This window comes from Gymnodinialimonas mytili (assembly GCF_037544085.1).
Lineage (GTDB): Bacteria > Pseudomonadota > Alphaproteobacteria > Rhodobacterales > Rhodobacteraceae > Gymnodinialimonas > Gymnodinialimonas mytili.
This window is the reverse complement of record NZ_JBBIFW010000003.1, coordinates 110,056-133,215: the sequence shown is the minus strand read 5'-3', so window position 1 is coordinate 133,215 and position 23,160 is coordinate 110,056. Positions and strand designations below refer to the sequence as shown.

The window sequence follows — 23,160 nt, the reverse complement described above, 5'->3', positions numbered from 1 at the left end:
GGATGGATATCCGGCAGGTTTTTGGGAACAATCTCAAGCACTACAGAACTTTAGCTGACATGAGCCAGGCGGCGCTGGCCGTGAAGATGGGCGTGGATCGCGCGCATGTGAGCTCGATGGAGCGCGGGCAGCAGAACGTCACGATCATCACGCTCTGGCACGCCGCGCTGGCGCTCGATGTACCGCCGGATCTCTTGTTGAAGGAAAACGCCTCGGAGGGCGCTGAACAGACGTAAGCCCCGCCCGGTTTCCCAGACGGGGCGATTGTCGCCTTACTCACCGTTCTTGCGGCGTGCCCGGGACCAGATGAGGCTGAAGGTCTCCTCGCCGCCTTCGACGACCGTGTCATCGAAGAGGTTAGCGTAGATCGGCTGGGTGAAGCTCGGATCGTCCAGCTTGAGGCTCAGATAGTCGCGGTCCTCGTTCGAGCGCTTCGACCAGGCGGCGCCGATCTCGGCGCGGCCGACGAAGACCCGGTGGGAGGGAGCGTTCTCGCCGGAGGCGCTGTCCTCAGGGACGATGCGGACGTTCTGCGCCTGCACGTTGAGGGTGACGATCTCTCCGACGTATTCGTTGCCGGTTTTCTTAAAGGTTCCGATGGTGGCCATATCATTTCTCCTTTGGCTTTCGATCCCGCGCCCGTCGCGGTCTCGATGGCGATCGTCAGGACCGGGACGATCCGCCGACGCAGCCCTTGGCCCGCAGCGTGAGCGGAGGACGCCGGGGGCGGATTTTCTTGGACCCGTCAGGGTCGTCCCGCGAGGAATGGGCGAAGCCCTGGGGAAGAAAGTCCGAACCCGGCGTTGCGGCTGAGGCGGTCGAGGAGTCAGCCGATCCCGGTCAGATCAGCTCAATGAGAGGCCGTGACGGACGCGGGTGACGAGGGCATGGGATGAGAAATGACCGCCACCCTCGGACCGGGCAATCCATCGGCAATGTCGATCGGAGAAAGGCAGGCTCTGGCGTGCAGAACGGCGCAGAGCATGTTCATCGCCAAGCTCTCCCGGCGATGCGAGAATGTTCCCTCCCTCTGAGGCCTAGCGGTGTTCGATATGTGTTGTGCTCGGTCGGGGCGCTCGAACGAGATCAGACGCGCCATGCCGAAAGCTCGTATTCGAGCTTCAAGTTGGCAACATCAATACCGTGATGCCGCATCGTCGTAGGCGGTTAGGTTTCAGTGATCATTTGCGAACGGGCTCACGTGAATGGCGTCTGCGTGCTGCACTTAATCTTCACCGATGGAACCGGCGAGGCTTACGACCCGCGCTTGTGGGGCAAGCGAATGGCAGCAGCGAGCCCAAGTTGGACAAATTTGTCGATGCAGCTAATGTCAGCAATGTCGATAATCAACCCACCCAGACCAATTAGATAGCCACATAAGACGTTGAAGTTTGTAAACCCAATCCCATTCGTTCGAGACATCGAAATCTCCAAAAACTTCTATGCCAGGGTTCTCGGTATCTCAATCTTGGAGGATCACGGAGACTTTGTGACGTTTAAAGATGGCTTCGCCATTCACAGCGGCGCAGTTCTCTTCCAAACGGTTTTTGGAACCGATGATGACACCGCCTCAGCTTATGGACGTGCAAACCTAGTTCTGTACTTTGAAGATGATCATTTGGACCGGACTTTTGCAGAAATCTCCAAACATGTGGAACTCATTCATCCCATTCGTAGGGAGCCGTGGGGACAGCGCGTCTTCCGGTTCTTCGATCCGGATAGGCACGTGGTGGAAATTGGAGAACCGCAATGATGAAAGTTGAAGATGCTGCGCGTGTCCTATGGGACTTCCACTGCGTATATGATGAGCTTTCCAAATCGGATGTCATCATCGGATTGGGCTCTTACGACATCAGGGTCGCTGAACATTGCGCCAAACTTTTCGTTGAGGGCTTTTCAGACCTTATCATCTTCACTGGTTCCTCGGGCAATTGGACAAGAGATTTGTTCCCTCAAGGCGAGGCTGTTGCTTTCAAGGAAAAGGCGGTAGAGCATGAGGTGCCCAAAGAAGCGATCCTATTGGAGCCGAATGCAACTAACATCGGTGAGAACGTACAATTGAGCGCTGCCATAGTTCCAAATGCGAAAAGCGCTATTTTTGTAACCAAACCTCAGACCCAGCGTAGATGCAAAGCCACGGCTGAGAAGCAATGGAGCGATGTGAAGGCCATTGTGACAGCACCACATACGAAGTTTATCGATCAGCCTTTGGCACATCACAATGAACGAGCTTTGATTTGCGAAATGGTTGGCGATTTGGAACGAATGAATTCTTACGCCCAGCTTGGGTATCAAACGGCAGTCGACATTCCGGACATAACTTGGAAAGCGTTCGAAGTTTTGGTTAAAGCGGGTTTCGTCGATCACCTGCAAAAGCCGACCTTCAGCTCGCAGTAGTGAACGGCAGAAAAGTCCGCTTACCGGTCATTTGCGAATGGGCTCGCCTTCATCGCGTCTATGCTCTCCACATCGTCATCACCTATCGGACCGGCGAGGCTTCCGATCCGTACCCAGGCGGTTCCGGCGGTGACGATTCCGCCGATGATCGCAAAGGCGAGCGTCCAGCCTTCGGAAGCGCCGCCGATCTGCGACAGGCCCTTGATCGCGGAGAAACCGGCGACGCCGGCAGGGGCGGCGAAGAGCGCGCCGATGGCGAGGCGGACCGGCACGGACTGGACCTTGGCGAAGATGATCTGCCCGATGAGATAAGTGAAAACGGCGGTAAACATGCCAGCCACCAATGCCGCGATCAGGCCTGCTTCGGTGTCATAGACATACATGCCAACGCTTACCCCGACGAATGCGGGTAGCGCGTAGACGGCCAGTGCGAAGAGCACCCAGACGAGGCAGCCGAGGCCGATGACGCTCAGAAATGCGGACAAAAACATGGGCGGTCTCCTCTCATGGGATGCGCCTCCACCACCGCCACGGCGCTAACGAAATATAGCACATCGGCGGTGTTCCCGGAATATTCCCGCTGAGCGCATCGCGATGCGATATGCGCATCACTGGTCATGACGACCCGCCTTTCGCTGCGCGGAAATCGTAGAGCGGGATGCCGAGCACCTTGGCCTTGTCGGCGAGATTGTCGGTGATGCCGGAGCCTGGGAAGACAATCAGACCGATCGGTAGCGTCTCAAGCAGTAGGTCGTTGCGCTTGAACGGCGCGGCCTTCCCGTGGCGGGTCCAGTCCGGCTTGAAGACGATCTGTTGGCATTTGCGATTGTCGGCCCAGCAGGCCGCGATGCGTTCCGCGCCCTTGGGCGAACCGCCATGCAGGAGCACCATGTCGTCGTGCTTGGCGCGTACCTTGTCGAGGGCCGCCCAGATGGCACCGGTGTCGGCCACGTCCTGCCCGCCGGTGAAGGCGATCTTGGTGCCTGTCGGAAGCAGCGGTTCGAGTTCGGTCTTCCGCTTCGCGTCGAGATAGTCGCGGCTGTCGATCATCGCGGCGGTCATATGCTTGCGATTGACGTGGCTGCCCGAGCGTGGATGCCAGGTCTGGCCGAGATGCGCCTCGAAACGCTCGGCGGCGAGGTCGCGCATGCTGTCATAGGCGTTGCGCTGTTCGGTGAGCGTCAGCCCTTCGGCGATGAGGCGTTCCAGTTCGACCGAACGGACTTCGGAGCCGTCCTGGCTGCGCTGCGCGCGTCGCTGTGCCTGTTCGTTATCGTCGAGCTCGCGGTCGATCCGGGTTGCCATGCGGTGGAAGACATTGGTGGTCGACCAGAGCAGGTCTTCGAGATCGGGTTCGAGCCGGGTGTCGCCGAGAGCGACGACAAGCGCGTCGAAGATGTCGGCGATCGCACCTTCGACGCTGTGGGCGTCCGGCAGCGGCCGCGGATCGGGTTCGTCGGCGAAGGGTCGATGTCCGAAGAGCTGCAATTCGTCAAGAACGAGCGCTGTGGCGGATCGGGTGTCGGGTTCGTGCTGGGTCATGGGCGATGGCCTCCTTGTCGCTGACCGCGCCTCGCGCGGCCTTCATGGGCGACGGAAAGCGGGACGCGACCGGGCCTGCATCCCTCGCCAGAGGGACCGGAGCGTCAGCGGAGGATGGCGGAGGCGGCGCCGTTTTGGATCGCGATGCAAAGCCGAGGCTCGCCCTCGGCGGCGGAAAACGGTGTCGCCGCAGCCATTGCCGGACCGGGCGGGTTCCGCTCCGGCTCGCCCCTCTCGAGAAGGCCGTCGGGCGCGGCTCTACGGCGTGAGGTTCATTCCGCTTGTCCAGCTGACAAGACCGGTTCTCCGTTTCAGTCGGTCTCCACCGCGAGCAAGGTTGGACCATCTACCGGCAAGAGCTGGGGACGCAAATGGCTGCGCATCTCGTCGATGCCGTGATTCCGGAGATCGCCGTTGAAGTCGTCCAGCATCGGACGGAGCGGCAGAAGTTGGAGATCACTGCCCTCGAAACGGTCTGTCAGCGCAGCGAACGCCGTCCGTCCGGCCTCGTCATTGTCGATGGCAACATAGAGTCTTTGAAGACCGGCTGGCGGATCGAAGGCGGCGAGATGATTGCCAGACAGCGCTGCAGCAATCGGCAGACCAGCAAGTGCCAGTCTCAGCGAGAGCATCGTCTCCAGGCCTTCACCCACAGCGAGAATGTCGGTCGGCGATCCGATCCTGACGGCGTGGCCGAGCAGGTTGCCCATCGCCTTGCGGTTGGGATCGAGTGGAGCCTTTTCGGCCGTCTCGGGATCAAGCCAGGTCCGATGGACGCCGGTCAGCGTTCCGGCAGTGTCGGTGACTTTCGCGAGCAAGGAGGGCCAGGCGTCGGGTACATCATCGTCGTCCGCATCCTCTCGCCAATAGTAGCAGTTCGGATGAAACCGAAGCGCTCTCACGGATCGAAGGTCCGTCAATCCGCGTCCGGAAAGATAGCGTTCCGCCAGCGTGCCCGGGATGGGTCGACCCATCGCCCAAAGGCGTCGGGCCGCTTCGGGCGATCCACGCATTGCCGGCGTCTGCGGCTGCTTTTCAGGAGGTTCCAGTTTCGGAAGACTGAGAAAGCGACGCGCCTCGTCGAGTGTGTCGCGCAGCGTCGAGAGATTGAGATTGGCCGCGATGAGATCAAGCAGATCGCCATGCTCGCCCGTGGCGGCGTCGGTCCATTTGCCTGCCGCACCCTTCCCGCGGGTCGGCCCGGTGAGCCGGACATAGAGACTGCGACCGGGCGAATTGTCGACATCGCCGACGACCCAGTAGTTGCCGTGCTTGCGTCCATTCGAGAGGTACTGGCGGCATACAGCCTCGGCTTCGCGGCTGAGCTTTTGCGATAGGTCCGTTGCGGGACTGTCCATGTCTTTCTCCTGAATGATGCGCAGAAAAAAGGGCCTGCCGCGTCCGACAGGTCCCAGGGTGAGGGAGTGGGGGAGCGTCTCCCTCGGTTGGTGGTCGCCAACTGCTCGATGGTGGGCGAAGGCGGTGGCGACAGGCCCATCTTCGCTGATGAGGCGATGTGCGGCGATGGACCGTCAGCCGCCGTCGACCTGTCTTCGCGCTACGCCCCTGCGAGGTTCGGCCTCGGCCGCGAACGGATCGAGGATCTGGTGGATGGCTTGCGCCCGCTGCATCCAGGGTTCGGGCCGGATGCAACGCACCCAATCGGCGAAGCTGGGGATGAAGCCGAGATCCTCGATCACATGCTGCTCGCCGATTTGGCGCACGGGGACCTCGCGCCCGGTCGAAACCGTGATGACGGTCCCGAAAATGCGTTCGAGCATGAAGATGCCCTCCGCATGGTGACGCAGCGCCCGATGCCGGAAGTCGGCGGTGATGCACTTGGACTCGTCGAACCAGTTATGCAGGGCGATATAGTCGTCTGCCGTGCCGCCGAACTTGCGCGCCGACGAGAGCGCATGGTGGTAGCAATGTCCCATCTCCGCCTCCCTCAAAATATGTGCTCGAAGAACTCGGAGTCTTCGAAGCGCATGTTGAATTCGAGGGTGATGGTCTCAGCGGCCACGTCGAAGACGAAATTTCCATAGGCCCCGGCATTGTTTTCCCAACCGGCATGGGTCTGACCGAGCAGCTCGTAGACCATGTTTTCGATGGCTTCACAGAGCGGTATGGTCTTCTCGGTGGGTTCGGTCTCGCGCCAGCGGAGCGTGAGAAACGTGATTGAGCCGTCTGGCAGAGCGATCTCACTGCCATCGGCTTCGGCATGGACGCTCTCGATGCCGCCGCTGTCGCCATAGCCGTCGAACTCGACGGTCACATTGGCGATGCTGGCCTCGGCGAGAACGGCGAAGATCGCCGCCTTGTTCTTGGGACGGATGGTGTCGAGCAGCGCGTTGCGCGCCTGTTGCTCTGCCTCCCATTTTGCGAAGTCGAAGGTCGGGGTGGGTGCGACTTGGGCCGCCGTGTCGGTCGTATCCGTCATCGGACATCTCCTTGAAACGAAGAAGGCCCGGCGCGAGGGCCGGGCCATTGAGGGGGTGATGGGTGGGCGGACTTATTCCGCGGCCTGGAGAGCGGCTTCTTCGTCCTCGACGGAGGCTTCGTCCGGCGCGACACCGCCATCATCGACGATCTCGAACTCCGGCTCGTACGGGTCTGCCGCGAGTGGAACCGTGCGCAGCGGTTGCGGGAGCCAGCCCGTGCCCGCCAGCAGTTCTTCTGCGGCTTCGACCATGTCGGGCTTCTTGAGCCCGGCGATGCGGTCGGCGTCCTTGTCACCCTTGGCCTCGCGCACCGCGGCGAGGATCTGCGCCTTGGTCACGCGGCCGAGATAGCTGTCCGCCGTCGGCGTCCAGCCCGCCTTCACCATGTCGAGGCCCAGCGTCGATGCCAGGATGTCGGCATGCGCGATCTGGCGCGGCTTGCGGTGATGCGGCTCTTGGACGGCGTTGACGGTCATGGCCACGCAATGGGCGAAGAGCGCGTCGCGGCTGTCGCTGTCCCATTCGGTCAGCGCATTCCACAGGTCTTCTGGCGCTTTCGGAAGATTGCCCGCCCAGGTCTCGATGCCAAGATCGATCGACTGGACATAGGCAGCTTCGCCAAGGTTCGGTGCTTGCGATCCGAACTGCGTTGAGCGCGGGCTGATCTCGACACAGCTGTCCTGGCCGTAATGGTAGAAGAGCTGCAGGACCATCGCGTGCAGAAAGGCGAGCATCGCCAGCTGCGGATCGTTGGCGAGCGCGTCGCGCAGCGCCATCGTGCGATGGACCGTCAGCTCACAGACGAGGCGGTCCGACAGCGGCTTGGTGCCGTCGTCATCCTCGTCCTCATCTTGATCCGTCACCGGATCGGGTGCGTCAGTGGTTGCATCGTCCGTATCGGGGTCGACGGTCGTGCCCTCCGGATCGTCCTCGGCTTCGACTGCCGGTTCGTCCTCAGGCCGGACGTAGCCGCGTTCGACCCGCAATCCGCCAGAGCCGTCGATGCTGACGAATGCGCCCGCGATAGCGTAGTCGTCCGCCTCGAAGCGGATGGGACGGTTCTGGAGCGCCTCCATCGCCGTCTCGATCTCGCCGAGCCGCTCATCAATCTCCTCAGGAAGCTCATCCTCTTCGGCATAGTCGTCTTCTAGCTTGTCGTACTCGGTCTTGAGTGCCTCGTAGGTCTTCTCTTCTTCCTCGCTCATCGGCTGGGCTTCACCGCGAATGCGCCGCAGGTCATAGGTGTGGCCGTAAGGAAAGTCGGTGCCGACCTCGATCCAGTGCCAGCCTTCGGCGCGGATCGCCTCCACTTCTTCGTTCAGCTTCTCGGTGACCATGGTCTCGAGCAGGGTCGCGTCTTGCAACCAGCCACCATCGTCAGTCTGGAAGAGATCGCGCAGCACTTCGCCGCCCGCTTCGACGTAGTTGTCGAGACCCACGAACTGCGCCCGCCGGTCGGACGCACGCACGGCGCCTTCGGTCAGCATGCGACGGATTTCGTATGGTTGCTTGTTGTAGTGCTGCTTGATCGCGTCCCAGACCTGTTCCTGGCGCTCGTGGTCGGGATTGACCGTGAAGGCCATGAGCTGGTCGAGGGTCATCTCCTCTTCGGCATAGGCGTCGAGCAGTGTCGCCGAGACGGCGGCCAGCTTGAGACGCTGTTTAACGACATTGACCGAGACGAAGAAGGCCGCGGCAATCTCCTCCTCGGACTTGCCCTTCTCGCGCATCGTCTGGAAGGCGCGAAACTGGTCGAGCGGATGCAGGGGCGCGCGCTGGATGTTCTCTGCAAGGCTGTCCTCTTCCGCCAAGCCGTCGGTGCGCACAATGCAGGGCACCGGTGCGGTCTTGTTGAGCCGGCGCTGCTTCACGAGCCGTTCGAGCGCGCGATATCGGCGCCCGCCGGCCGGGATCTCGAACATGCCGGTCTCCGCGCCTTCATCGTCGAGGACGGGGCGAACGGTCAGGCTCGCGAGCAGCGTCCGCCGCCCGATATCCTCGGCGAGCTCCTCGATCGAAACGCCGGCCTTGACGTGCCGGACGTTCGCCTGACTCAGAACCAGCTTGTTGAAGGGGATGTCGCGCGAGGCGCTGAGGGTGATTTTCTTGGACTTCGTCATGGGATTTCTCCGCGACGGGCGGTCACGAGACTCTCTCTGACCTCCAGACCCGTCACGAAAACCACGGCCCACCTCTCACTCTCCTTCATCGATCGGCTTGACCAAAGGGGACCGGGCAAAGCGACTTCGGAACCCGCTACCTCAGCTGCAGACCATCAGCGCTAAGGCCGCCCAATGCGGGGCAGGACGATCGTCACGTCGCGGTTGCCGGAGGGCGCGAGCTTTCGTTGCAACCAGGTCGGTCCTTCCAGAAGAGCGCGCCTGAACGTGCGCCAATAGCCGTCCTGGCCCATCAATCTCTTGGCGCGCGGCACGCTCGATGCGTCAGGCGTCGGATAGTAACGAACCTTGTCTGCTTTTCCGTCCGTGGCCGCTTTGAAGATCGTCTTGGCGACCTGTTCGGGCGTGAACCCTTTCACCTCGGACTGCAGGTCGCTGAACTGCTCCCAGAGCGGATGGTAGGAGTCAGGCATCGTCTCCGGCGCGTCGAGCTTGCTAAAGATGTCGGTCGCGATAAAGCCGGGCAGCACCGCCTTGGCATAGAGGCCGACGACCTCGAGCTCCACATTCAAGCCCTCGGTCAAAGACATAACGGCGCCTTTCGAAGACGAGTAGACCGCGTTGAAGGGATAGCCATTGTCGGCCGAGATCGAGGCGATGTTGATAATGCCGGCCTTGCCTGGTCGGTCCGTAGCGGCACGCTTGAGATGCGGCAACGCCGCCTGCGTCACGGCAATCAGTCCGAAGACATTGACTTCATACTGGGCGCGGATCTGCTCCATGCTGACGGCTTCCATCGGGCCCATCAGGCAGTAGCCCGCATTGTTCACCAGGACGTCGATCCGTCCGAACGCCTCCGTGGCCTCGGCCACGGCGCGTTTGATGGATGCGGGATCGGCCTGCTCCAGATAGACCGAACGAACATTGGGCAGGTCGGCGAAGGGTTCTTCATTGCGCCGGGTCGTGGCGACGACGCGCCAGCCCTTCCGGGCGAAGCGATGGACGGTCGCCTCGCCGATACCGGAGGACGTACCGGTGACGAGGACGACGGGCGATGCCGAGGATGGATGAAGTTTTGCCATAGGGGTCTCCGTGTCTGGATGTGATGGAGATAACATTATTGACTGTGGAGTATGGTCCATGGTCAATAGTATTTTTGATGATACTTGATTTAACCGTCCGGAGGCCACGACGATGCGGATGAAGGCATTTTGCGAAGCGACGGGGCTGACGCGCGATACCGTCAATTTCTATGTGCGTCTGGGATTGATCGAACCGGCAGGCAATGGGTCGGCCACGAACAGCTATCGCGATTTCGACGAAGACCAGGTCGAGGCCGCGCAGATGATTACTATGGCGAAATCGCTGGGGTTTTCCTTGAACGAGATCAAGCATCTGGCTGAGCGATATCGTTCGGCAGATATGGACACTTATGCCCAGGCGAGCATTCTACGTGAGCAATTGGTGAAGTTGGAAGAACGCCGATCCACGCTTGAGGCAATGGAACAAGCCTTAAATGCGAAGCTAGCGAGGATCGAAGCGAAGACGGAAACGCCAGTCGGTGAGATGCCAGCGGCCTGAGCCGCCAGCTTTCCACGAGTGCTAGCGTGCGGCCTCCAGAAGCTTCTTTGCGCGAGTCTCCATGGTGAGCCTCGCATCCTGTTGCGGCTTCGAGCGGGCGACGGCGGTGATGCCCTGGACGAAGTCGAAGACGCTCTCGGGTGGACGGCCTTCCTCGGCTAGGACGGTCTCGACAATCTTGCCGGTCTCGGCTTTCGAAAATCCGCGTTTGCGCAGGAAGTCGGTGCGATCCTCATCGCTGCGCGCGACGATCCGTTCACGTGCGGCCCGAATGCCCTGGATGAAGGGCTGTGGTGAGGAGTCGGCAAAGTTGACCAGTGCCGGTGCCGCCTCGTGCGCGAACCGGCCCGCAGCATATTTGGAATGCCGGATCGTGATCTCCTGGAAGTCCTCGACGCCCCAGAGATTGCGGTTCTGGCAGACGGCGCGCAGATAGAAGCTCGCGATGCCGAGTGTCTTGGCGCCGACTTCCGAGTTCCAGCAGTAGAATCCACGGAAGAAGAAATCGGGCGACCCGTCGGGCAACGTGCCTGCCTCGATCGGGTTCCTGTCGTCGACCAGGAACAGGAAGACGTCGCGGTCGGAGGCGTAGAGCGTGGTCGTGTCCTTGGTCACGTCGACCATCGGGTTGTAGACGCCGGTCGACCAGTCGAGCACGCCCGGCACCTTCCAGCGCGTGTCACCGACGCCGTCGCCGGCGATGCGCTGCACGGCGGAGACGAGTTCATGATCGTAGATGCGGCCATAGTCCGGGCCGGTGACGGCGCGCAGTTCCGTGCACCCATTCGCGACCTCCATCGTCTTCACCTGCTCGGCGCGGTGGTTGGTGAGGCCGTATTGCAAATTGATCCCGGCGAGCGGCGCAGGGAGCTGGCGCAGATAGGCCGCCGGAGCGCCGACAAGGGACGCGAGCTGCCCGAAGCTCCAATGTGTGGGCGCAACTGGCGTTTCGGTGTCGGGCAGGACGAGCGCCAGCTTTTCCGGATCATCGCGATGGGCCTCGACGCGGATCGCCGCGCTCTCCATTGTTCGTGTTGTGCTCCGTTCGGCGCGGCCCTTCACCGAAGCGAAGAGGTCCGAGAGGGAGAGATACTTCTCGTCGTCGGGCCGGGAAAACCATTCGGACGATACCCGCCCGTCGTGTCCGCCGCGGGATACATCCACCTTGTAGCCTCCGCTCTCGGGGCGGCCGTTCATGATCTCAATCGCTGTCATGGCTGATCTCCATGACGGGCGGTCCGAGAGCCTCTCTCTCGACCTCCAAACCCGTCACGGCGACAGCCGCAGGCCTCTCACTCTGGCCGCTGCATGACATGGCGGCCTGACTCTGTACCGATGCGCAGCACCCTGCGTCAGGGATGGACGCCCGTCAGGGGGAAGACCCGATGGGGCTTCCGCTTCGCCGACAGCCTGGCCCGCAGGGGACGCCTGTCTACCTCCTTCGATGATACTAAACCTCTCAGCCTGGGCGTTGGAGTTTGAGGTTTCGTATCACTTCAGGCCCTGTCCGAAGCGCGTATACAGATTTCGGACACGATTCTTGCAATCCGTCCGAAATAGTACTACATATTTCGGACATGACAGCCATCGTATCAGACTTGAAAACCGCGATCCTGAAGCGCATCGACAAGGGTGCGACAAGAGGGGTTTGGACGCCGCGAGATTTCCTTGATCTTGGCGCGCGCGACGCAGTGGACAAGACACTGCAGCGGCTGACACGCGCTGGAAGTCTGCGACGGGTGGATCGGGGGCTGTACGACAAACCGTCATTCAACATTCTGACGCAGAAAAGCAATCCTCCCGACCCAAGACAGGTTATTGAGGCCATCGCTCGTCGGGACCAGATCCGCGTACTCGTTGACGGCATGACTGCCGCCAACGATCTCGGACTTACGAATGCGGTTCCTGCAAAAATCGTCGTGCACGCGGACACGCGGCTCAAGTCGGTCTCGCTCGGCCAACTTGGAATCACGTTCAAGCCGACCGCTGCGAGCAAGCTGTACTGGGCCGGTCGGCCGGCCATGCGCGTCGTCCAGGCATTGCATTGGCTACGGGACACGATGGGTCACGTAGATGAGGATGCAGTTCTTAAGCGGCGGCTGGCCGCAATTCTTCAGCACCCAGAGAATGGACAGGCGATCCGGGAAGATCTGCAGGCGGGATTGTCGACCTTGCCAAGCTGGATGCAGACCTTCTTGCGGCCGATGTTGAAAGAACAGGCCGACACATGATGAACTCTGCATTCGATCAGGTCATCGCAGCAGACGATGAGACACGTCTGGGTCTATATACGACGACTGCCCAACGGCTCGGTACGACACCCCAGAACGTCGAAAAGGACTTCTGGGTTTGCTGGACCCTTGATGCACTCTTTAACGGATTGGCAGACCGGCCACGCTTGCTGTTCAAAGGCGGAACATCGCTCTCCAAAGGGTTTGGCCTGATCAAGCGCTTCTCGGAAGATATCGATGTCACTGTCTTCCGTGACGATCTGGGAGAAGCAGCTTCTATCGCGGAACTGGAAGCTCTCAGCGGTAAGAAACGCGGCAAAGCTCTCGATGCGATCAAGGCGGCGTGCGAGACTTACATCAATGGCTCATGCCTGGCGGACCTGTCCGAGATCATAGGCGAAACGGCCAAACGCAATCAGGTCAGCACGGAAAAGCTCCGCATTGAGCCTGACCCCGAAGACAGTCAGGCGCTCTATGTGCGTTATCCGACCGCAACGCCGGAGGATGCTTATGTCGGCAAAGCCGTAAAGATCGAGTCCGGCGCGAAGTCCGCTCTCGATCCCAATTCGGATCGCGTCATCCGACCGTATCTAGAAAGCGACATCCCAGATATCGACTTGGGCGTCGGTAACGTCACAACGGTCGATCCGGAACGGACCTTTTGGGACAAGGTCGTGATCCTGCATGGGCTGCGGCGTTGGTTCGACAATCGCGGAGAACTCAAAGGAAACGGCCAACGGGTCTCGCGCCACTACTACGATCTACACCAACTGTTGGCTTCGGATACCGGTCGAAGGGCGTTGAAATATCGCGAACTGGGTGCCGACTGCGTGGCCCATGCCCGGATGTTCTTCAATCGCCCAGCCTTCGATCTTGCGACGGCAACGCCCCCCACATTCTCGCTTCGCCCCGAAGGCAAGATGCTCGACGACCTAAGCCGTGATTATCGCGCCATGTCGGGCATGATCTTCGGAGACGCTCCGGACTTTGAAGGGATTATCGCCGATATCATTGCACTTGAGACGACTCTGAATGTTGCGGCGGAAGGAGCTGAAGAAAGCGACGGCCAGAAACATGGCTAAGAAGACAAAAGGCCCGAAGCCACGCCGTGATCCTAAGTCATCGTCCAAACCGACCAAGGCTGCATCCAGAGCTGGATCCAATGCAGGCCGGGGTTTTCGTTACCAGGATGCCGTGTCCGCTTGGTTGGCGATAGAAATATGGGCTGGTCAGCGAGCGCCCGCCATCGTGATCCCGGAAGGTGGTGACGACATTGAGCTGCGTGGGGAAGAAACAAGCTTTGTCCAGGTCAAGAGCCGACGGGAACACCTCGGGGACCATACGGAAGGCGAAACGGTTGGACACATTGAGGACCTGTGGAAGCGGTCGCTTGGCTCCGCACCGCAGCCGCAGCGACTGGAGCTCGTTCTTGAGCGCGAAGTGGCGGGCCTGGTTCCCCTCGACGGCCACCCTGCAGCTCGTTTGATCGAAGGTCCGATCCGCACCAAGCTTGCAAAGTTCAGTGGACCCTCTGATCTTCTCCCAAGAACTTCGATCATCGTCACGACCTCACCGCAGGAATTGGCGATCAGCCTGATCGTAGATCGGTTGGACTGCGCCCCGATCGCAGCGCAGATGTGCTTTGCCGATCTGCTGGTCCGCGTGGGTGCCTTGGCAGACGCCAATGGCCGGTTGGCGCCGGAGAACTATCGTGGCTTTTCGATCTCCGACACCGACACGTCAATCCGCGACGTCTTGGCTGCTATCGACATCGACGCGATCGATCGCGCCCTCAGGGATGGCGTCTGCGAACCGGTAGATTTCCTTACGCCTCTCAACGATCCGAACTTCTATCTCGGGGTCGACGTCGAACCCGGTCACATCGCGGCAGGTTTGGTGGCCGAACGCCCCCGAAACAGGTCGGCTTTGGTGCAAGGTATTGAACAACGCCGGGCCGCGTTGATCGTCGGACCGTCAGGGGCCGGAAAATCCGCTTTAATGTGGGAAGCCGCCAACACGTTGCGCCATACGGTGCGGTGGTTTCGTATCCGTCGTCTGAGCGCTGAGGATATTCCATCTCTGCGCCAGTTGATCCGGACGTTTCGCGCGTCAGAAGACAGTCCCCTGGGTTTTGTCATGGATGATGTTGGCCGGAACGGGCCGGAAAGCTGGGGCGCCTTGCTCAAAGAAGCGATGTCTGTACCTGGCGTCGTCCTGCTCGGTTCGGTCCGGGAAGAAGATATCACGCTGATTGCCGAGCGCGCCCGTGCAGCCGAAATACGCGCCGATCCCGACGATGAACTCGCAGAACGACTCTGGCGAGAACTGCGCGAAGCTGAAATGACGAACTGGGCGGGTTGGCGCGAGCCGTGGAAGATGAGCGATGGCCTTCTTTTAGAATATGTTCATATCCTGACGCGCGGACAGCGAATGCACGAACTTCTCGCTGACCAGGTTGCGGCCAGGATTTCAGATCCGAAGCGTTCCCTCGAACTTGATATTTTGCGATCTGGTGCCTGGGCAGGCGCAGCGAATGCTGAAGTTGATGCATCTCGATTGGCGCGCGCGCTCTCAGTCAGTGAGGCTGATCTGTCACGCGCCCTACAGCGCCTCATCCAAGAGCATCTGATCCGCTCGCCTGCACCAGGCGCGATCACTGGCCTACACAGGCTTCGATCTGAAGAATTGCTGCAGCTCACACACCAGACAACATTGCCGACCCTCGAAACGAGCTTCGAGCGGACGGTTGTAAGTGTGCCCGCCACCGATCTCGCGCCCTTGGTCTCGGACGCGCTATCAGAGCGGCGTTTACCTGTTCCGGCAGTGCTCGATGGCTTAACTGCCCGCTTGGAGGGCGAACCGGATGCGCGGGCGTTGGCTTCAGCCCTCCGGGGGCTGGGTTCGGGCCGCGTTTCTGCGGGTGTCGACGAATGGCTAAACACGCCTGAAGCGCGTGCGTTGCCACGAACGCAAGTCGGCAGCGCGGCAATGTTCGGGATTGCGGATATTGATCTGAGTGGTCTCAGCATCATCACGGAGGTCCAGGCTGCAGCGGATCGACTTTCGCAGATCAAAGGTTCGCCGGAAGATGACCCTCGCCGACTGTTGATGGAGCGTATGTCACCCTCCGTTTTGTCAGTTCTGATCGAGACAGCGGATTTGGCGAGCTTAGATGAGATTCTCGCAGCGTTGGTCGGAATGCCATTGCCAGCCGCGGTGCGGACCAGTCTCATGCAGGCTCCAGAAGACCTCTTGAATGCCAATCTCGATCTCTTGGTGTCTCTAATGGGCACCTTGTCTGCCCTGGATCGTGAGATCGCTAGTGATTGGGTCGCCGAGGCCGGACAAGAGGCGCTGTTCGCACGCGTTCAGGCAGAGACAGCTTGGGCCGGGCCCTTAACAATCGAAGATGCCGATGATGGAGTGATCGTCCGTTGCGATCTTTGGTACGTTGCCGGCTCTGTGCAGAACAATCCGCACGACGCGGTTGTAAGCCTGTGTGAGCGGATACTGGCGCTGTGCCCGTCGGCTGACATTGCGGTGTCTAACGCTATTACCGCAAGTGGCGAATTGGCTGGCCTTGCCCAGTTGCCGCTCGCAACAAAGCGGATTCCCCGAGAAAATCTTCCCCCACCGTCAGTTCCTCAGTGGAACCGGCGGTGGGGTGACCTGGTTTCCCGCCGCGTCGCCGCTCCGAGCTACAGCGACTATCTTGCCAGAGGCGTGGCAATTCTCGATGCCCTTGTGCCGACTATGGAGAAGGTCTTCGACGCGCATTTTCGAGGAAAGGATGCACTCGGCAACCTCGCCGACAAGCTGAATTCACTCAGTGCGGATACTGAAGCGCTGACGCCACCGGCACTTTCGTCTTTTGACGCATCAGGCGATGGGAGCCGAGAGGCGAACACCGCGGTCACCAAATTCCAGAACATCCTGCACAGCGTCAGCGTGAATCTCGTCAAGAGGTTCGCACTATTGCCAGATCGGGCAGGCGCCTACATTGCGTGGCTGAACGAACTTATCTCCGATATCGATACGGCCGTCGCCGAAGAGCCTTGGCAGCTCATCGGCGATGCGCCTCCGGCAACACTCCAACGGCTCAAGACCCTCTTAGAGACAATTCGGCTGCTCGCCGGCGAAGCACATGAGAGACAGGAGCCGCCGGTGGCTACTTGGGCGGCGCGCGGCAAAGGCGCGCGAATAGGCAACTCTGTTCGGCTCGTTTCCCTCACTGCCAAAGCTGCCGGGGAAACACGACTAGCTCAGCGAAAGACAGAAATTGAGCGCTTGGCAGAGGACGCCGGGATCGTTGCACAGTTCCATCTTCGCGTTAACGCCAAGGGTATTCTACCGTGGCCACCGGCAGACGTTCTCGCGCTGTTGCCCGCACCCGACATTGCTGATGCGGTGGTCGCACTCGCCGAACAAGCCGAACTCGTGCGGTCCTTGGTGGACTCATCGATCCACCTTACAATACTACCTACCATTGAGGATGTCGCGTTCCCGGCGCTCGCAAAGGCGGGCCACCAGACCCTCTTTCCTGACATGGAAAGCGCTGCCCTTTGGGTCGAGCAACTCGGATTGCCACAAGCTCCATCTGCTATGGCCAGGACGTTCGGGGAGCTGCTGAGCCTTGCCAGCGAACTCGGGGCAATGGATCAAAATCACCTTGGGGCTGAGGGTCGTCCCGAAGGTGAAGTCCTTGCCCGTAGAAGCCTCGAGACCGCCTTCGCAGGAAAGGCCGAAGAATTGACCAGACGGCTCCCTGCCTCTGACACAGCCTTGAACTCGGACGTGTTCGAATTGATCGACCGTCTGCGAACTGGGGACATTGATTTTGCCGCAGAAGCGCAAGCTGCGATTGGCGGAGCTTCAAGCAATAGCGCTGAGACAGCGGGGTATTTGTCCCTGCTTTTAATGTCCGCTGAAATCGACAGCATTTCGGTCGAAGGGCAATCGTCCGGACATGCCCAAGCGACCTCATCCGAGCAAGCTGGCGATGGCTAAGAACAAGAACAGAGATGATTTCACGCCTGCGACCAAGCGGGCCATTGAGCGACAAGCCCGCGGTCATTGCTCTAATCCGGCATGCCGCCGTTTGACCCACGCGGCCACCTCTGACGGCGCCGGTGAAATCAATATCGGTCAAGCCTCACATATTTGCGCCGCCGCGCCGGGCGGCCCCCGGTATGACCCGAACATGACCCCTGAAGAGCGTCGGGCCGCCGAAAACGGTATCTGGCTCTGCGACGTACACGGGCGCGCTGTCGATGCTCCGGACTCGAAATTCACCGTTGCGGAATTGCGCGACTGGAAAAGGCAGACGAACGAGGATTCGTGGCGCAGCGTGATGCACAACGTGCCGTACGGGCCTGAAATGCAAATGCCGGCGCCAGACGAATTGCTAGGCCGACTTCGAGCAGCTGCTGCGGCGGACCTCGCCGTGTTCCGTCGAACAGCCAAATGGCCTGGCACAAACGTGGCGCTTACGCTGACATTAAAGGTGAAGCATGTGGACGAGGCGCTTAGTACGCGTGCGCTTGCGAATGCGGTGACCACATTGGATGACCTAATCCTTATTGCGGCACCCGGAATGGGAAAGACGACAACTCTCTTTCAGGTCGCCGATGGTTTATTGGAAATCGGCAATGGAACGCCGCTTATCGCGCCGTTGGGAGATTGGGCCACCGAAGGCGGCGCGTTGCTCGCATCCTTGCTGAAACGCCCCGCGTTCAACGGAATTTCCGAGCAGGATTTTCGCGCCGTCGCGGCGAACCCCGGTGTCGTTCTGCTTCTTGACGGCTGGAATGAACTGGATGCCGCCGCACGCGAACGCGCACGCGTGCAAATCAAAGCTCTCAAGGCTGAATTGCCGGAACTCGGTCTTGTCATTTCCACGCGCAAGCAGGCGCTCGACATTCCGTTCGGCGGGACGCGCGTTGACTTACTGCCGCTTGATGACGAGCAGCAAATGGAGATCGCGCGCGGCTTGCGGGGCGAGGTTGGCGCACAGCTCGTCGATCAAGCGTGGCGGACAGCGGGTGTCCGGGATCTTGTAACCATCCCACTCTACCTCACGGCACTTCTTTCGCTGCCAGAGGGCGCGCCTTTTCCGACAACAAAGGAAGAAGTGCTGCGGCGCTTTATTGCTGCGCATGAGCAGGAAGCCCGCTGCGCGGCGGCGCTTCAAGCCGTAGCAGTCGGCTTCCAACAGGAATATTTGGATGGCCTCGCCGTATTCGCCACAACAGCGGCCAACACGGCAATCACGGACAGCAATGCGCGCACATCGGTCGCTGACACAGCTCGGGTCCTGGTTAACGACGGACAAATCACCATCTCCGCACAGCCCGACCTGTTGCTCGACACGCTTGTTAGCAACCATGTTCTGACGCGCTCCGGCGATACACCGGGTTACTCGTTTCAGCACCAGCAGTTTCAAGAATGGTATGCTTCGCATTACGTCGAACGACTGATGCTACAGGCCGTCGGCGATCCAGCAGCACGCGAGAAACTGAAGGCCGACGTGCTCGATCAGCGCCCGTGGGAAGAAGCGGTCCTGTTCGCAGTAGAACGATGCGCACGCGGCGACGTCGTCCATAAGGCCGCATCCAGTGCCGCCATACGCGCAGCTTTTGAAGTCGATCCCATGCTAGCTGGCGAGATGATCTTCCGCGCCACCGACGAGGTATGGGCACCGATCAGCTCTGAAATGAGGAGCCTCGTCGAGCAGTGGCACGCGCCAGGAAAGGCAGACCGTGCGGTGCGTTTCATGATCGCATCCGGCAGGCCGGAATTCAGCGATCTTGTTTGGCCACTTGTCACGCATGTGGACGATCAGGTGCATCTGCGCGCGCTCCGAGCGGCGAAGCAATTTCGCCCTTCTGTGCTTGGGGGCGACGCGCCGACGCGAATTGCATCTTTGCCATCGGAAATCCGCAAGCATGTATTGCATGAAATCGCATCGAACAGCGGAATTGACGGCCTCGATCTTGCGACCGCAATCGCGAAGAGTGACAGCGAGCCGGAAGTGAAGGCGACGGTTGTCGATGCACTCTCATTTCGACGGGCGGACCGTCATGTCGCTGACTTACTAAAGGACGCAGGCGACGCGACCTATGATATCCTCGCCCAAAAGGGTCATCTCGACGACATTGCAGTTGATGCTGTTCGGCAGGCACTCCAGCGAGCGCGTGAACGGCGCAGGGCCGCTGGAACATCACACACAGAACGACTGCGTAGGCTTGTTTATTCGCCGGGCGGAGATGACTGCGAGACCCAGGTTGTTGGGATCGTTGGTGAGATGGAAATCGACCGTAAGCGCGATGGCGAACTACAACTACTGTACGAAGTGCGAAGACGCTATCCGGAGGCGCTCGCTGACGGCTTGCTGCGTCGCTTGCACGAACGCCGCGATCTTTTCTACGGTGCCGACAATATTCTTGCGGCCGCCGGGTTTGCCCTTGAGGACGACGCACTGCTCGGGATCGCCCTGGAAGAAACAAGCCGCCACGACGATCGCGCTGAGGCCGCTGCTTCAGTGCTCGGACCAAACGCTGTTGGCCGGCTGATTGACGCTTATCTAGCCGCTGGGAAAGTCGTGCGCGACGCGAGCGGCAAATACGATCAGGCTGCGGGTGATCGCTATCACAGTCTGCGAGACCGTATCGGCCACACGCCGGGTGCGAGTTTGGTGGCCGCTGTTCAGGCGAGGGCGGCAGATGCCGATAATGAGGAAATCGTCCAGCTGGCCGGGCTTTTTTCCCGCGAGACCAACGGCGACGAAGAACGGGCGAGACCCTTTAGTGAAGAAGCCTTGGCTGTAATCGGTGCGCTGGCGTGCGAATGGGCTGAGCGCATGCTCGCCGATGAGGATGAAAAGCGCTGGCGCGTAGCTACCATTGCAACCATGATGAGCCGCGCACCGTCCGTCGCGCATCTTCCACTCTTGAAGAGAATGCTTGACGACAATTTACATCGCTACGGGGCATTCCGCGAAAAAGCTACCGCGAGCGGCTGGAAGGATCGCGACGCTGTGCACGAAGCTCAAACTCCTCATATGCACGAGTACCAACGGGCGTTCTTGGCAATCAAAGCGCCGGAGACCGCAGCGTTGATGCATGAATACCTGACGGATGAGCATTTTGGCGAGCTTGCGGCGCGTGTGCTGGCCGCCCAGTGGTCTGAGGCAAATGAACCCAAAAACGACAAGAAGTTCCTGATCAGCTTAGACTTCTCGCGCGTGGAAACGCGCCGGGAAGCCCGCGCCGCCGATCCCGCCGCGACATCGAGCGAGGCGGAGGCGATCTTCGGTGCAATCGACACCCTAATTGTCGATGGTTCGTCGGATGCGCAATTGAGGCTGGCGGTCGCGCTTGGCATTGTGGGATCACGGTTGCCCCACGGCCAGCGTGACGCGACGATCCGGAAGCTCATTTCTCTCGCGCCGAGGCAGGCGCGCGCAGCCTTATTGCTGTCGCTGGTCCTCGCTGGCGAGGACATTGACATCAAGCTCGTGGCCGACGGCATCGCTGAGACCTTTGAGGCGGCCAAGAAGGAGACCTGGATTCTGACACAGAGCGACGCGTATCAACTACGCGATTGGTTGCGCCTTTTGCCGTTCGCCACGCCTGTCACTGATCTGCCCGCCATCGCGCGCGGCATGCCGGACGAGCAGCGCCATCCACAAATGCTCGAAGAGATGGTCCGCGGACTCGGCAGTTCACCCTCGGACGACGCAGAAGACGTGGCTTTCACGCTCGCCGAAGATGACCCGCGTCTCTACCAGAACCATGCGTGGCGCGCGACCGCGCTGAGCTTCGGCACCATATCCGCCGCCCGCCGCCTTATTGACTTGACCGTTAGCGGCGCGCTCGACGGCAAGTCATACGATGGATGGCATTGGCAACGCGAATTGGGTGGATTGATTTCGGAGTTCTTCGAGGTCCGCACCTATGTCTACGGCCTATTAGAGGATGGACCGACAACGAAGCAGCTTGCCTTGCTAGCTAGCGCAGTCGCCGAAGATCCTGACATAGACGGTGTATTGATGCTGATAGATTTCGAGATGAAATCTGGACGCTCGTTCATGACGCGGCAGTCGATACAAAGCGCTGTAACGGAGCACGTCCCGGCAGAGGACTGGGAGGGCGCTTACAATGTCGTACCCGTCTCAGCGGCCGAACTTCGTCGGAAGCTGCTGGCGATTACAAGCAGCGGCGGTAAGGATGATCCCGCCGCGCGCTGTCTCAACGTCATAGATAAGCTCCGGGACGAATACGGTGCTCCAGAATCGGAACCACGCCATCCGGATCTTGCGTCGGGACGCCCTTGGCCGATACTGACCCCTGACCCAGAAGCCAAGATTTGAGCTTATCCGTAGGCGCACGAGATAGCCGAAATAGAGGCTCCGAAAGCAAGCGTGTGCCCTATCTGTCGGCTTTCCTTTAACGACGCTGTCAGTCTATTCAGTCACAATCGACAAAATCTGTGATCGGCAGTGACTACTAACCTGGGTCTGCTTGCCGCAGCATATCGTTTATAGCGCTCTGTCTTTTTTGCCGATCCAGAGCATAAGTGTTCTGCGTCAGTTCCGCGCCTTCAAGCAGTGCGCTTATGTATCCGGCCACGGTATCGGCCGCCATGACGAGTACGCTATCGAGTGAGTGGATATATTTGCTCGTGATTGAGTGGGTCGCATGACCGAGAAGCGTGGCGATCGTGCTCTCGGTGAATCCTAGATCGTTCGCGATGCTGGCGAAGCTGTGTCTCAGAACGTGTGCGGTGAGGTCTGAAAGCTCGGAGTCACCGAACACTTTTCGCCATTGCCTGGGCAGACCGCCATAGGTGTCAGCGCCGCGCTTGCCCGGAAAGACGAATTCGCTCGTCGCCGTCTCGCGAAGCGCCTCCAGCAACTCGATGGCTGGCAACCCAATCGGTCGGATCGAAGCTCCTTCTTTTGAGTCCTCCAAGCGCAGACAGCTGTTCTCGAAATCCACTTCGCTCCATTCCAGCGAGATGACTTCGCCACGGCGACAGCCGGTTAAGGCCAAGAGGCGGGTGATGCCGACAGTCCATGCCAGGTCGGCGTCTTCCTCCGCTATCTTCAGCATACGTCCAAGCTCGCGAAATTCATCCTCGCTCAGCCTGCGATCTCTCACTTGATCCTTGGGCTTCCTAATCCCGTGAGCGACATTGTGTTCGATGATCCCCATACTGATGGCATAAGTGAGCATCGAGCCGGTGAGGCCTACACATTTGCTTGCCGTGCCTCGGCCGCCGCGCAAAATAGATTTACCGCGCTTCTTCGTTTTCTTCACCGCCTTCGTCTTCCCGGCGACAACGTCGTTCATCATTTTCGTCACATCGGCCTTAGTGAGGTCCTGAACGCGGCGCTGTCCTATCAGCGGTATAATGTGGCCACGCAGCTGGCCTTTGTTCACGTAGATCGTGGATGGTCGCTTAGGTCGACCGCCTTTGCCCATGATGAGGCCAGCGTCCATTGCTTCGATATAGCGGTCGGCAAGCTCACTGACTGTCATCGCGTTGCGGTCCGCCTGCCTGGCTTCGGCTGGGTTCTCGCCTTGTGCGATCTTGCCGAGTTGAACTCTTGCTTCCTTCCGTGCCGTGTCCGGCGTCCAGATGCCGTGAAGACCGATGCTGTAGCGGCGCGATCGACCGGCAGCCCGGTATTGGAGAACGTAGCTGCGCTTTCCTGACATGAAGACGCGCAGTCCGAAGCCGGGCAGTTCGTCATCCCAGATGACGTAGTCTTTTTCTCGGACCTCGGCCGCGTCCACGACGCGCTTGGTGAGTTTTGGCATGAGAAGTCGCACCTTTCCGGTCGGT

The 23,160-nt window shown here is 60.1% G+C and carries 18 protein-coding genes; 8 read left to right on the top strand and 10 right to left on the bottom strand.

The genetic code is table 11. From position 1 onward, the window contains the following. Window positions 1-2 precede the first annotated feature (2 nt). Window positions 3-236 carry a helix-turn-helix domain-containing protein gene (locus tag V8J82_RS14850; RefSeq protein WP_339976179.1) on the top strand — a complete coding sequence of 78 codons (234 nt, stop codon included), beginning with the start codon at window positions 3-5 and terminating at the stop codon, window positions 234-236. Window positions 237-272: 36 nt separating this feature from the next. Here the strand turns inward: V8J82_RS14850 and V8J82_RS14845 are convergent, their stop codons facing one another. Beyond that, a complete protein-coding gene (locus V8J82_RS14845) occupies window positions 273-608 on the bottom strand; it encodes a DUF736 domain-containing protein (RefSeq protein WP_339976178.1) in 336 nt (111 codons plus the stop codon). Window positions 609-1,384: 776 nt separating this feature from the next. Here V8J82_RS14845 and V8J82_RS14840 point away from each other — a divergent pair. Beyond that, window positions 1,385-1,753, top strand: coding sequence for a VOC family protein (locus tag V8J82_RS14840; protein ID WP_339976177.1), 369 nt, complete (start codon window positions 1,385-1,387; stop codon window positions 1,751-1,753). Further along, window positions 1,753-2,397 (top strand): YdcF family protein, encoded by a 645-nt coding sequence (locus V8J82_RS14835; RefSeq protein WP_339976176.1) that lies wholly within the window; start codon window positions 1,753-1,755, stop codon window positions 2,395-2,397. The genes V8J82_RS14840 and V8J82_RS14835 overlap by 1 nt, the downstream gene beginning before the upstream one ends. A 20-nt stretch (window positions 2,398-2,417) precedes the next feature. Here V8J82_RS14835 and V8J82_RS14830 read toward each other — a convergent pair whose 3' ends face one another. From V8J82_RS14830 to V8J82_RS14800, 7 genes are all read right to left on the bottom strand, one after another. Then, window positions 2,418-2,888 (bottom strand): hypothetical protein, encoded by a 471-nt coding sequence (locus tag V8J82_RS14830; RefSeq protein ID WP_339976175.1) that lies wholly within the window; start codon window positions 2,886-2,888, stop codon window positions 2,418-2,420. A 124-nt stretch (window positions 2,889-3,012) separates the two neighbouring features. Beyond that, a complete protein-coding gene (locus tag V8J82_RS14825; protein WP_339976174.1) occupies window positions 3,013-3,939 on the bottom strand; it encodes a DUF2493 domain-containing protein in 927 nt (308 codons plus the stop codon). A gap of 311 nt (window positions 3,940-4,250) precedes the next feature. Continuing rightward, window positions 4,251-5,297 (bottom strand): DUF7146 domain-containing protein, encoded by a 1,047-nt coding sequence (locus tag V8J82_RS14820; RefSeq protein ID WP_339976173.1) that lies wholly within the window; start codon window positions 5,295-5,297, stop codon window positions 4,251-4,253. Between the two features lie 174 nt (window positions 5,298-5,471). Further along, the gene (locus V8J82_RS14815) at window positions 5,472-5,876 is read right to left on the bottom strand and encodes a DUF6915 family protein (RefSeq protein WP_339976172.1); all 405 of its coding nucleotides are present in this window, start codon (window positions 5,874-5,876) and stop codon (window positions 5,472-5,474) included. An 11-nt stretch (window positions 5,877-5,887) separates the two neighbouring features. Further along, on the bottom strand, window positions 5,888-6,379 hold the full coding sequence (locus V8J82_RS14810) for a DUF6878 family protein (protein ID WP_339976171.1): 492 nt from the start codon (window positions 6,377-6,379) through the stop codon (window positions 5,888-5,890). Window positions 6,380-6,451: 72 nt separating this feature from the next. Beyond that, entirely contained in the window at window positions 6,452-8,500 is a 2,049-nt protein-coding gene (locus V8J82_RS14805) for a ParB/RepB/Spo0J family partition protein (RefSeq protein ID WP_339976170.1), read from the bottom strand. A gap of 161 nt (window positions 8,501-8,661) precedes the next feature. Then, window positions 8,662-9,582, bottom strand: coding sequence for an SDR family oxidoreductase (locus V8J82_RS14800; protein ID WP_339976169.1), 921 nt, complete (start codon window positions 9,580-9,582; stop codon window positions 8,662-8,664). 118 nt (window positions 9,583-9,700) lie between these two features. Between V8J82_RS14800 and V8J82_RS14795 the strand changes: the two genes are divergently transcribed. Further along, window positions 9,701-10,081, top strand: coding sequence for a helix-turn-helix domain-containing protein (locus V8J82_RS14795; RefSeq protein WP_339976168.1), 381 nt, complete (start codon window positions 9,701-9,703; stop codon window positions 10,079-10,081). Window positions 10,082-10,102: 21 nt separating this feature from the next. On the opposite strand, the gene V8J82_RS14790 is transcribed toward V8J82_RS14795, so the two are convergent. Beyond that, complete coding sequence (locus tag V8J82_RS14790) at window positions 10,103-11,296, bottom strand: DUF932 domain-containing protein (protein ID WP_339976167.1); 1,194 nt, start codon at window positions 11,294-11,296, stop codon at window positions 10,103-10,105. A 362-nt stretch (window positions 11,297-11,658) separates the two neighbouring features. On the opposite strand from V8J82_RS14790, the gene V8J82_RS14785 reads away from it, so the two are divergent. Genes V8J82_RS14785 through V8J82_RS14770 form a run of 4 tightly spaced genes read left to right on the top strand, consistent with a single transcriptional unit; the run spans window position 11,659 to window position 21,682 of the window. Further along, on the top strand, window positions 11,659-12,312 hold the full coding sequence (locus V8J82_RS14785; protein ID WP_339976166.1) for a DUF6088 family protein: 654 nt from the start codon (window positions 11,659-11,661) through the stop codon (window positions 12,310-12,312). After that, entirely contained in the window at window positions 12,312-13,394 is a 1,083-nt protein-coding gene (locus V8J82_RS14780; RefSeq protein WP_339976165.1) for a nucleotidyl transferase AbiEii/AbiGii toxin family protein, read from the top strand. The genes V8J82_RS14785 and V8J82_RS14780 overlap by 1 nt, the downstream gene beginning before the upstream one ends. Then, window positions 13,387-17,319 carry a hypothetical protein gene (locus V8J82_RS14775; protein WP_339976164.1) on the top strand — a complete coding sequence of 1,311 codons (3,933 nt, stop codon included), beginning with the start codon at window positions 13,387-13,389 and terminating at the stop codon, window positions 17,317-17,319. The genes V8J82_RS14780 and V8J82_RS14775 overlap by 8 nt, the downstream gene beginning before the upstream one ends. Next, window positions 17,279-21,682, top strand: coding sequence for an NACHT domain-containing protein (locus V8J82_RS14770; protein WP_339976163.1), 4,404 nt, complete (start codon window positions 17,279-17,281; stop codon window positions 21,680-21,682). Before V8J82_RS14775 ends, V8J82_RS14770 begins: the two co-directional genes overlap by 41 nt. A 136-nt stretch (window positions 21,683-21,818) precedes the next feature. On the opposite strand, the gene V8J82_RS14765 is transcribed toward V8J82_RS14770, so the two are convergent. After that, window positions 21,819-23,135 (bottom strand): tyrosine-type recombinase/integrase, encoded by a 1,317-nt coding sequence (locus tag V8J82_RS14765; protein ID WP_339976162.1) that lies wholly within the window; start codon window positions 23,133-23,135, stop codon window positions 21,819-21,821. Window positions 23,136-23,160 lie beyond the last annotated feature (25 nt).